This window comes from Arthrobacter sp. RAF14 (assembly GCF_052114185.1).
Taxonomy (GTDB): Bacteria; Actinomycetota; Actinomycetes; order Actinomycetales; family Micrococcaceae; genus Arthrobacter_E.
On record NZ_JBFREG010000002.1, the window covers coordinates 212,652 to 223,871 of the forward strand.

The following is an 11,220-nucleotide window of genomic DNA, read 5'->3' on the forward strand; positions in this document are numbered from 1 at the left end:
GCCATGAGCAACACCGCAGAACAGACCAGACCCACCTCCACCGGGGGCACCCGGCCGACCCGCCCCGACCGGCGCCGCCGTATCCTTCTGGTGACGGTGGCCGCGATCGCGGCCGTAGGCCTGCTCGCCCTCCTGTTCGGAGGCGTCTTCTCCGGCCCCGCGGCGGCCACGGGATCGGAGAAGACCATGACCGCCACGCAGATCGTCCCGCTCATCATCTTGGTGGTGATGTTCGTCGTCGCCACCAAGTGGCCCCTGAACATCGGCGTGATGGGGCTCGTCGCCTCCTTCGGCGTCGGCTATTTCATGCTGGGGATGAGCGACAAGGAGATCCTGGCCGAGTTCCCGGCGAACATCGTCCTGACCATCATCGGCGTCACCTACTTCTTCAACATGGCCCAGCGGAACGGGACCATCGACATCATCGTCCAGGCCTGCGTACGGCTGATCCGCGGCAAGACGATGCTCATGCCCTGGGTCTTCTTCCTCATGGCCGCCGCGCTGACGTCGCTGGGCACCTTCTCCCCCGCCGCCGTCGCGCTGCTGGCACCGGCCGCACTGGGCCTCGCCTACGAATCACGGATCCATCCGGTGGTCATGGGCGCGTTCGTCATCAACGGCGCGCATGCCGGAGGCTTCTCCCCGCTCTCGGTGGCCGGGGTGCTGGTTCACGACATCGCGCAGAAGAACGGATTCCCCGTCTCCCAGGAGGCGCTGTTCCTGGCGAGCTTCGCCGTCAACGTGATCCTGTCCGCGCTGACGCTGGTGGCGTTCGGCCTGATGGGCAGACTGCGCGACCACCACGCCAACGGATACACCGGCCTTGAAACCACACGGCGCACCCGCCCGCACGGCCAGCAGATCCTCACGCTCGCGCTGATTTTCGTCATCCTGGTGTGCACGCTGGGATTCCACCTGCCCATCGGATTCGTCGCGCTGTCCGCAGGGCTGCTGCTCGCGTTCGTCAACATCAAGGAGCACACGACCTTCATCGGCGGCATCTCCTGGTCCACGGTGCTGCTGGTGGCCGGGATGATCACATACGTCTCCCTGCTGCAGCACCTCGGCGTCATCGACACCCTGGCCGACCTGGCCCTCGCGCTGGGAGCCCCGCTCCTGGTGGCGCTGGTGCTCTGCTACGTGATCGGCGTCGGCTCCGCCTTCGCCTCGTCCACCGCCCTGCTGACCGCGTTCATCCCACTGGCCGGCCCGCTCCTGGCCACGAGTTCCCTGAGCGCCTCGGGCACGGTGGCCGCACTGGCCATCGCCGCCACCGTGGTGGACGTCTCGCCGTTCTCGACCGACGGCGCACTCGTGGTCGCCAACGCCCGCGAGGAGGACCGGCAGCGCGTCTACCGCCAGCTCATGATGTACGCGGGCGCCGTCGTGCTCACCGGGCCGGCACTGGCATGGGCCCTCCTGGTGCCCACCGGCCTCATGTGATCCGACGGGCCTTCAACGCGGCAGGACGGCGGGTGCTTCTTCGCACCCGCCGTCCTGCCGCGTTCCCGGAAGTCCTCAGAGAACCTTGCCCTGGGCAGCCAGGAGCATCCGGGCCCGGTATTCCGGGGAGTCCGCCGGCTCGCTGGTGCCGAAGATGGCTCGCACCCAATGGCCGTCCGTGTTGTTCGGGAAGAGGATGAAGTCACGTCCGAAGCGCTCGGCGTCCTCGGCGGCGAGGGTACGGCGCTCCTGGACCGACTTCACGTAGTACCGGCGCCGGAAGTCGTTCAGGTTGTCGCCCAGAAACGCGATGACCTGATACTTGTCCGCAATGGCCTGCTGGGCCGGTTCCTTGTTGGAGGATTCTCGCTGGAAAATGGCGTGCTTGTCATCGGCGAAGGCCAGGCCCGCGTGCCGCAGGTTTGCGACGCCGATCTGCTGGGTGTCCGGGCCCTGATCGCGCTGGGAGACGTAGAAGATTTCGACGCCGCGGCTTTCCGCGTACCGGGAGAATTCGACGGCGCCGGGCGTTGCGGTGGGGCCGTTCTCCCGGACCCAGGCGTCCCACAGTTCGTCGTCGAACGCCTGCTTGCCGGCGGCGATCAGCATCTCCCAGTAGGGGTTGGAGGACAGGACGGTGTCATCGACGTCGGAAATGAACGCCAGCGGCTTGGCGCCCCGTCGCCGCTGACCGACGCCCCGGAGGACATCGTCGAGACGGTCACGGGCGATGTTGAAAGCCTGCCGGTACAGCATGTCGCGCTCGGCCGCGGTGACCCGCCACGCCACTGCGGCGGAAAGAATGTTCTGCACTTCCGGCGACGCTTCGGCCTTGGCGGGACCGGCGGTGAACAGCGCCAGGCCTCCTGCCACTCCGCCTGCGCCCAGCCCCTTCAGCATGGTCCGGCGTTCAATTCCCATGGGCCCTCCTTGATCACGGTGACGCATGTCACGTCGGCTAGTAAACCAATGTTTATCGTGAGTAACCAGATTCCGTCGGAATATGTCTCCGCGCAGCAACGCGGTGCCGGTTGCCGCCCCGCCGGACCCGGACCCACGAATGCGGGGTCACATGAGGCCGGATGAACGTTCGTCATCCGGCCTCATGTGACCCCGCATTTCAGAGGGGACGCGCGCAGGCGCCTAGTGGCCGATGCCGATGGCCCCCGTCAGGACGCCGACCAGCAGCATCACCAGGGACACGACGGCGGCACGCCACAGGACCTTCTTGTGATGGTCGCCGAGCTCCACCTTCGCCAGGGAGACCAGCAGCAGGATCGCCGGGACCAGCGGGGACTGCATGTGGAACGGCTGACCGGTGATGGAGGCCCGGGCCATGTCGGCGGCGCTCAGGCCGTAGTGACCGGCGGTCTCGCTCAGGATCGGCAGCACGCCGAAGTAGAAGGCGTCGTTGCTCATGAAGAACGTCATCGGGATGCTCAGGAGACCGGTGATGATCGCCATGAACGGCCCCATGCTGGAGGGGATGATGTCCACGAGCCACTCGGACATGGCCTTCACCATGCCCGTGCCGTTCAGCACGCCCGTCAGGACGGCGGCCGCCATGACCATGCTGACCACGGCCACGATCGACTGGCCGTGGGCCACGAGCGCCTTCGCCTGATCCTTGACGTGCGGGAAGTTCACCAGCAGGGCGATTCCCGCGCCGACCATGAAGATGTACGGCAGCGGCAGGACATCCATGACCAGCAGGACCATGATGGCGAGCGTCAGGGCGAAGTTGAACCAGATGAGCTTGGGACGCAGGGTCTCACGCGTCGGATCCAGCGCGGTCTCGGCCAGGGTGCCGGAGCCGTCGGACGAGCCGCCACCGGGGGTGATCTTCTCCAGCAGCGCGGTCCGGGTGCCGATGCGGCCACCGCTCGCCTTGGACAGTGCCGAGCCGTTCTTGACGTCGGCCACATCGAGGGCCGTGCCGCCGTCGTACGACGCGGCAGCGCCCCAGCGCTCCGGCTCGGCCACCATGAGGCGCTTGCGCTCCATGAGACCCAGGCTCCAGGAGAAGATCAGGACCACGACGAGGCCGGCCACCAGGCCGGGGACCATAGGGACGAAGACGTCGGAGACGTTGATCTTCAGAGCGGAGGCGGCGCGGGCCGTCGGACCGCCCCAGGGCAGGATGTTCATGGTGCCGTTGGCCAGACCCGCCACACAGGTCAGGACCACGGGGCTCATCTTCAGGCGCAGGTAGACCGGCAGCATGGCGGCCGTGGTGAGGATGAAGGTGGTGGAGCCATCGCCGTCCAGCGAGACCGCCATGGCGAGGATCGCGGTGCCCAGAACCACTTTGGCGGGGTCGTTGCCCAGCTTGCGGAGGATGAAACGGACCAGCGGGTCGAACAGCCCCACATCGATCATGGTGCCGAAGTAGATGATGGCGAACATGAGCAGTGCGGCCGTGGAGGTCATGGACTTCATGGACGTCATGACCATGTCCCCGATGCCCAGACCGGCCCCGGCGAAGAGGCCGAAGATGGTGGGCACCAGGATGAGCGCCAGCACTGGCGTCATCTTCTTGGTCATGATCAGAACCATGAAGACTGCGATCATGGCGAAGCCGAGCAGGACTAGCATCGCTGCGCTCCTTAGGTGAAAGTGTCGGGTGCATCACACCGATGTGACGCTCGCCATAGACGCTAAGGTGGCGCGCATCACTCGAGGGCCTTAAGCCCGCTTGATGCCGCTTGTGCTTGTTGAGCGCGTTCTGCTCATTTAGCTCAGAGCGCTTTTGGGGTAGGCTCGCCGCCGAAGGGAGTGCCATGCGAACACTGAAGTTCTCCACGCAGACGCTGCTGCTGCAGATCGCGGTGGTGCTGCTGACGGTGCTCCTCTTCGCCCTGGCCTTCGCCACGATCATGGTGGAACGGATCACCCAGGAGGCCGAACAGCGCGCCCTCACCCTGGCGCGCACCATCGCCTCCCAGCCACAGGTCCGGCAGGAGGTGTCCCGCATCAGCGCGGCCACCGGCACTCCCCCGTCCACCGTCCTGGACCGCGGACCCCTGGAGTCCATCGCCGAATCGGCACGGCAGAGGACCTCGGCGCTCTTCGTCGTCATCACGGACGAGACCGGCGTCCGCCTGGCCCACCCCGACCCGCAGCGCCTCGCCGAAAAGGTCAGCACCGACCCGTCCGAGGCCCTCGCGGGCAAGGAGGTCGTCACGCGCAACACCGGGACGCTGGGTCCTTCGGCAGGTGCCAAGGTGCCCGTCTACGCTCCGGGCGCGACGACGACGGCGGGCGGCGCCGTCGTCGGCGTCGTGAGCGTCGGCTTCGCGCGCGAACCGCTCGGCAGCGCGCTGCTCGGAGCCTCCGGACCGGTGATCGTCACGGCCTGCGGCGCACTCGCCGTCGGGGTGGCGGCCTCCATGCTGCTCCGGAAGCGCCTCCGGCGGCTCACCCTCGGGATGGAGCCCGAGGAGCTGACGACGCTGGTGCAGGACCAGGTGGCGGTGCTGGAGACCACGCACGAGGGGGTGATCGGGGTGTCCCCCACCGGCCGGGTGACCGTGGTGAATGCGACGGCCCAGGATCTCCTCGGCCTCCCGGACCTGCAGGGCACCTCGTGGGCCGACGCCCCCGTGCCCGAGCCCCTGCGTCAGCTGACCCGGCGGGAGGCAGCCGAGGACGATGTCCTCGAGCTCGTGGCCGGCGCCCGGGTCCTGCTCGCCACCGCGCGGAAGGCCGTGCACGACGGCGAGGACCTGGGCTGGGTGGTCTTCCTCCGGGACCGGACGGAGCTGGCGCAGCTCACCCGGCAATTGGAATCGGTCAGCACCATGAGTTCGGCCCTCCGCGCGCAACGCCACGAGTTCGCCAATCAGCTGCACACCATCTCCGGTCTCCTCGACCTCGGTGACACGGCGCGGGCCGCGGAGTACGCGCACCGCCTGGTGGAGACGGGCCCGCTGGAGTTCCCGGTCGACGGCCTGGAACGCCTGCCGGAACCGTATCTGCAGGCCTTCATCGGGGCCAAGGGGATCCGGGCCCGCGAGCGCGGCGTGACCCTTCGGGTGGGCGAGGACACGTTCATCCGGGGGTCCGTCAAGGCTCCGCACGACGTCACCACGGTGCTGGGGAACCTGATCGACAATGCGATCAATGCCGCCGTCTCCGGTACCCGTGGGGACGGCGAGCGCTGGGTCAGGGTGGACCTTCTGGACGAGCCCGGCCCGGTGACCGAGGACGGTTCCGCCCGGCTGGGCACCCTGCACGCGGTGGTCGCCGATTCCGGCGACGGCGTGGCCGAACCGGGCCGCTTGTTCGAGGAAGGCTATACGGCTTCCCGTGTCCCGGGGCAGGGGCTCGGCCTCAAGCTGGCCCTGGAGCTCGCGCAGCGCCGCGGCGGCGAGCTGACGCTCCTGGATGCTGGAGGGCCCGGGAGTTCCGGGGGTTCCGGCGGTCAGGGTTCCGGCGGTCAGGGTTCCGGCGGCCAGGGCTCCGGCGCGGTGTTCGCCGTCCGGCTGCCCACCGCCATGCTGTTCACCACCACGTCCGGGGAGGACACATGAGTCACGACCTCACCGTGCTGATCGTGGACGACGACTTCCACGTCGCCACGCTGCACTCCAACTACGTCCAGGCGGTCCCCGGCTTCACGGTGGTGGGCCACGCCGGAAACGCCCAGCAGGCCTTGCAGGCGTTCCACTCGCTCCGCCCGGACCTGGTGCTGCTGGATGTCTATCTTCCCGACGGCTCGGGGCTCGATGTGCTCCGGCAGCTGGACTGCGACGTCATGATGCTCAGCGCCGCGGCCGACCCGCTCTCCCTCCGGATGGCGTTCCGGCGGGGTGCTCTGGCGTATCTGCTCAAGCCGTTCGGCGGGGAGGAGCTGGCCCAGCGGCTCAGGGCCTATGCGCGGTACCGCCGGCTGCTGGAGAGGACCACCGGTCTGGACCAGGACGCCGTGGAACGCGCCCGCCGTGCCTTGCTCGGCTCGGACGGTCCGGCCGCCACATCACCCGCGAGGACGCGAAGCGCCACCGAACAGTCGATCCTGGAGGCTCTCGGCGGCGGCACGGGTGAGACGGCGGGCGAGGCGCTCTCGGCGCTCGAGGTCGCGGAGCGGGTGGGCGTCTCCCGGGCCACGGCGCAGCGGTACCTTTCATCCCTGGCCGACGACGGCGCCGTCGAGATCCAGCTGCGGTACGGCACCACAGGACGGCCCGAGCACCGCTACGCGCGGCGCGCGTGAGCCTGCGCTCCGGGGAACGGGCGAAGAGCGCTACAGCGAGGCCGCGGCCCCGGGCTGCAATGCCTGGTCCGCGCTGTCCGCTTCCGATCCGGTCTGGCCGGTGACGTCCATCCGGTAGACGAGGAGCTTCACCTCACCGTTGGGGGTCCACCAATCGCGCTCCGGGACGCGATCGAAACCGAAGGCGCGGTACAGGCCGTGCGCGCTCTCCCAGCTTTCGCCTGTGGTGAGCGAGACTGCGGAGATGCCCGGACGGCGTCGTGCCTCGTCCAGGATCGCCTGGACCATGGCCCGGCCGGCACCGCTGCGCTGCACCCCCGGGTCGACGACGAGCAGGCGGAACTCCAGCTCGCCTTCGCGGGCGATGTCCGCCCACGGCTCGCCCTGCACCGCGAGCGTCACGGAGCCGATCACGGAGCCGTCGCGCTCCGCGACCCAGATCTCCGCCTCCTGCGCCCGGACGTCCACCTTGCGGATGTGCTGCAGGTAGGGGAATTCGGGGTCCGTGAAGTACCCGGCGGCAAGATACGCATCCTGCGTGATGCGGGCGATCTCGGCGTAGTCGGCGGGCTGGGCGGGGCGGATCAGAATCTCGGACGGCACCCATCAATGGTAGTCGTCTCGTGAAGCGCTCGCTTGACATTCGGGCTACCATGGGCCGATGGTGCCCAGTTTCACACTTCGACCGCCCCGGCCGTCCGACGCCGAGGACCTCGCGATCCTTCATGTGCGCTGCTGGCGTGAGGCCTACGGACATCTGCTCTCCGAGGACTTCTTCACCGAGGAACGGCTCGACAGACGACGACGGCTCTGGGCCATGCTGACCGCCGCGCCGCAGCCGGGCCGGACCATCATGGTGGCCGAGTCGGACGGCGAGGTGGTCGGCTTCGCGGGAGGCGGCGAACCCCTCGATCCCGAGGAGGCGTCCTTCGGCCAGAACCTGTCGATGCTGTACCTGCGCCGGGACTTCCACGGAAGCGGCGCAGGTCAGGCGCTGTTCGACTCCGTCCTGCCGCCGGGCCGGGCCTTCCTGTGGGTGGCGAAGGACAATCCCCGGGCCCAGGCGTTCTACCGCCGCAACGGCTTCGCCCTGGACGGCGCGGAGGACGTGCTGGAGGACTTCGGAGGCATCACCGAAGCGCGCATGGTCCGGCACTGAGGACCCACGGTTCTGTTGTTCACCCACAAGAACATCGGTGGGTGAACAACAGAACCGTGGGCTGGACCGCCGTCGTCCCTACAGAGGGAACCGCGCCGCGTCCTCGAGGGCTCCGGCGCACGTCCACGCTTCGAGCCGTTCGGTGTCCGCGGGTCCGCCGTCGAGGGGGCTCCGCAGATTCGGCCGCCGCACCCAGCACCCGGCTTCCTCGGCCACCAGCGCACCGGCGGCCCAGTCGTGCTCGTTGAGGCCGCGTTCGCCGTAGCAGTCGTGCGTTCCGTCGGCCACCAGACAGAGGTCCAGCGCGGCGGATCCGAGCCGCCGGAGGTCCGCCAGACCGTCCATCAGATCGACGAGGGTCACGGCCTGCTCGGCGCGCACCCCGGCGTCGTAGGAGAATCCGCTGGCCAGGATGCGGCCACGCGAGCCTTCGGGCGGGCCGGCGAGGCGACGCGGCTCCGGGTTCCCGCTCGCCTCGTCCAGGAGCCAGGCACCCCCGCCGCGCGTCGCCCAGTACACGCGCCGGAGTGCGGGAGCATTGACGACGCCGGCCACCCAGCTTCCGTCCGGCGCCGCCACGGCCACGCTCGTGGCGAAGTAGACGATGTTGCGGATGAAATTCGTGGTGCCGTCCAGGGGGTCGATGGACCAGCGGTACCCGCTCGCCTCGACGGGTGACGTGGTGCCGTGTTCCTCGCCGGTGATGACGTCATGGGGCCGGTGCCGAGTGATGACGGCACGCACGGCGTCTTCGGCCTGACGGTCGTACTCGGTCACCCAGTCGTTGTCGCTCGACTTGTTGTCCGCCCCGCTCGCCACATCCTCCTGGCTCAGCGTCGCGCGCCGGGACAGCACCGCCGCACCGGCCGCGGCGGCCTCCAGGGCGATGGCCAGAAGTTCTTCCGTAGCAGGCGACTCATCGGACGCACCGACCGGATTCCGCGGCTCGCTCATGCCTCGTTCTCCGCGGCTTCGTCGGCGACCGCAGCCTCAGGCTCGGTCTCTCCTCCCGGCAGTCCGGCGGGCCCCTTCTCCAGGAGGAGCAGGAATGCATCCTCGTCGAGGACGGGGACGCCCAATTGCTCGGCTTTCTCCAGTTTCGAACCCGCGGCTTCGCCGGCCACCACGTACGAGGTGTTCTTGGAGACCGACCCCGCGGCCTTGCCGCCCCGGGTGATGATGGCCTCCTTGGCCTGATCCCGGCTGAGGGTGGGCAGCGTGCCCGTGACCACCACGGTCAAGCCCTCCAGCGTCTTCGGCATGGACTCGTCCACCTCGTCGGCCATGCGGACGCCGGAAGCGGCCCAGGCCTCCACGATGTTCACGTGCCAGTCCTCCGCGAACCATTCCTTGACCGCGGCGGCGATGGTGGGGCCCACGCCGTCCACATTGGCCAGTTCCTCCTCCGAGGCCGCCCGGATGGCATCCATGGTGCCGAAGGCCGTGGCCAGTGCCCGGCTCGCGGTGGGGCCCACGTGACGGATGGACAGCGCCACGAGCACGCGCCACAGCGGCTGGGACTTGGCTTTCTCCAGCTCGGTGAAGAGCTTCTTGGTGTTGGCGCTCGGTCCGGCCGGCGTCTTCGCCGTGCCCTGGGTCCAGAAGTACGGCTTGAGCTCCCACACCCCGGTGCCGGCGCCCTTCACACGCTTCTCCCGCCACACTTTCACCTCGCCCAGGGCCGCGCGGAGGTCGGCGCCCGCCGTCTCCGACGCCAGGTCGAACACCCGGGACTCGTCCGTCAGAACCCCCGGCCCGGTCGGCTGGACCAGTCCCCCGGTCTCCGCCGGATCGGGACCCGGCCCCGCGGTCAGCGCCAGCGCGGCCTCGTCGCCCAGGGCCTCGATGTCGAAGGCTCCGCGGCCGGCCAGGTGCGCCACCCGCTGGCGGAGCTGGGCAGGGCAGGACCGTGCGTTGGGGCAGCGGAGATCGACGTCGCCCTCCTTGCCCGGGGCGAGCGGGGTCCCGCAGGACGGGCAGGTCTCCGGCATCACGAAGGCGTGCTCGGTGCCATCCCGCAGTGCCAGGACCGGTCCGACGATCTCCGGGATCACGTCTCCGGCCTTCCGGAGCACCACGGTGTCCCCGATCAGGACGCCCTTGGCCTTCACCACATCCTGGTTGTGCAGCGTGGCCATCTCCACGGTGGACCCGGCGACCTTGACCGGCTCCATCACGCCGTACGGGGTGACTCGTCCGGTGCGGCCGACGTTGACCCGGATGTCCAGGAGCTTGGTGTGGACCTCCTCGGGCGGGTACTTGTACGCCACCGCCCAGCGCGGCACCCGCGACGTGTGGCCCAGCTGGCGCTGCACGGCCAGCTGATCGACCTTCACCACGATGCCGTCGATCTCGTGGATCAGGCTGTGCCGTTTCTCGCCGTATTCGGCGATGAACGCGAGCACCTCCTCCAGGGTCTCCAGCACCTTGAAGTACGGGCTGGTGGGCAGGCCCCACTCCTGAAGGAGAGCGTAGAACTCCGACTGGGAGTTCAGGTCGAGACCCTCGTGCCGGCCGATGCCGTGCACATACATGGACAGCGGACGCTTGGCCGTCTCCGCAGGGTCCTTCTGCCGGAGCGATCCCGCAGCGGCGTTGCGCGGGTTGGCCAGCGGGGCCTTGCCCGCCGCGATCAGGACCTCGTTGTACTCCTCGAACGCCTTCGACGGAATGAACACCTCGCCCCGGATCTCCACTTCGGCCGGATGACCCGTTCCGGACAGCTCCCGCGGGATCTCCTTGATGGTCAGCACATTGTGGGTGATGTCCTCACCCGTCGTGCCGTCGCCACGAGTGGCCGCACGGACCAGCTTGCCATCGCGGTACAGGAGGTTCACGGCCAGGCCGTCGATCTTCAGCTCGGTGAGCCAGCGCGGCGTCGCCAGGCCGAGGGTCTGCGTGCTGGCTAGCGTCTTCTCGACCCATGCCGTCAGCTCCTCCAGGGAGAAGACGTCCTCCAGGCTGTACATGCGGCTCAGATGCTCGACGGCGGCGAACGCCGAGGACACCTCGCCGCCCACTTCCTGCGTGGGCGAGTCATTGGACACCAGTTCGGGGTGCAGCGCCTCGAAACGCTCCAGGCGCAGATACAGCTCGTCGAACTCCGCGTCGCTGATGAGCGGCTCGTCCTCCTGGTAATAGGCGTGCCGGTACCGGCGGACCTCATCAGCCAGGATCTGGTACTCCTCGCGGAGGGCCTCCGCCGGGGTGCCTTCGGAAGGTTCCACGACGTCGTCTTTCATCACGGGTGCCTTGGGATTCTCGCTCACCCCTCCATCCTGCCACGCGGCACTGACATCGGAGGAGGGTGAAGTGCGGAGGGGACGGGAGACCCTTCGGCGCCTGCGCTCGAACGCCCGCGCCCCATCGCGGACCTTCCGGTCTGCGATGGGGCGCGGGCGTG

Annotated in this window: 8 protein-coding genes and 1 pseudogene; 4 read left to right on the forward strand and 5 right to left on the reverse strand. The window is 68.8% G+C overall.

Annotated features, from left to right (window positions below):
* Positions 1-3: 3 nt before the first annotated feature.
* On the forward strand, positions 4-1,443 hold the full coding sequence (locus AB4Y75_RS08620; protein WP_441435460.1) for an SLC13 family permease: 1,440 nt from the start codon (positions 4-6) through the stop codon (positions 1,441-1,443).
* A 237-nt stretch (positions 1,444-1,680) separates the two neighbouring features.
* Here the strand turns inward: AB4Y75_RS08620 and AB4Y75_RS08625 are convergent.
* A pseudogene (locus tag AB4Y75_RS08625) lies at positions 1,681-2,391 on the reverse strand (HAD family acid phosphatase); the annotation flags it as partial.
* Positions 2,392-2,586: 195 nt separating this feature from the next.
* On the reverse strand, positions 2,587-4,038 hold the full coding sequence (locus AB4Y75_RS08630) for a CitMHS family transporter (RefSeq protein ID WP_441435461.1): 1,452 nt from the start codon (positions 4,036-4,038) through the stop codon (positions 2,587-2,589).
* Positions 4,039-4,223: 185 nt separating this feature from the next.
* Here AB4Y75_RS08630 and AB4Y75_RS08635 point away from each other — a divergent pair, with 185 nt between their 5' ends.
* On the forward strand, positions 4,224-5,975 hold the full coding sequence (locus AB4Y75_RS08635; protein WP_441435462.1) for a Spo0B domain-containing protein: 1,752 nt from the start codon (positions 4,224-4,226) through the stop codon (positions 5,973-5,975).
* Entirely contained in the window at positions 5,972-6,658 is a 687-nt protein-coding gene (locus tag AB4Y75_RS08640) for a response regulator transcription factor (protein WP_441435463.1), read from the forward strand. The genes AB4Y75_RS08635 and AB4Y75_RS08640 overlap by 4 nt, the downstream gene beginning before the upstream one ends.
* 30 nt (positions 6,659-6,688) lie before the next feature.
* Here AB4Y75_RS08640 and AB4Y75_RS08645 read toward each other — a convergent pair whose 3' ends face one another.
* On the reverse strand, positions 6,689-7,261 hold the full coding sequence (locus tag AB4Y75_RS08645) for a GNAT family N-acetyltransferase (RefSeq protein ID WP_441435464.1): 573 nt from the start codon (positions 7,259-7,261) through the stop codon (positions 6,689-6,691).
* Between the two features lie 58 nt (positions 7,262-7,319).
* Between AB4Y75_RS08645 and AB4Y75_RS08650 the strand changes: the two genes are divergently transcribed.
* Positions 7,320-7,817 carry a GNAT family N-acetyltransferase gene (locus tag AB4Y75_RS08650; RefSeq protein WP_441435465.1) on the forward strand — a complete coding sequence of 166 codons (498 nt, stop codon included), beginning with the start codon at positions 7,320-7,322 and terminating at the stop codon, positions 7,815-7,817.
* A gap of 78 nt (positions 7,818-7,895) precedes the next feature.
* On the opposite strand, the gene AB4Y75_RS08655 is transcribed toward AB4Y75_RS08650, so the two are convergent.
* Positions 7,896-8,771 (reverse strand): inositol monophosphatase family protein, encoded by an 876-nt coding sequence (locus tag AB4Y75_RS08655; protein ID WP_441435466.1) that lies wholly within the window; start codon positions 8,769-8,771, stop codon positions 7,896-7,898.
* Positions 8,768-11,059, reverse strand: coding sequence for an NAD-dependent DNA ligase LigA (ligA, locus tag AB4Y75_RS08660; RefSeq protein WP_441435769.1), 2,292 nt, complete (start codon positions 11,057-11,059; stop codon positions 8,768-8,770). Before ligA ends, AB4Y75_RS08655 begins: the two co-directional genes overlap by 4 nt.
* Positions 11,060-11,220: the final 161 nt, after the last annotated feature.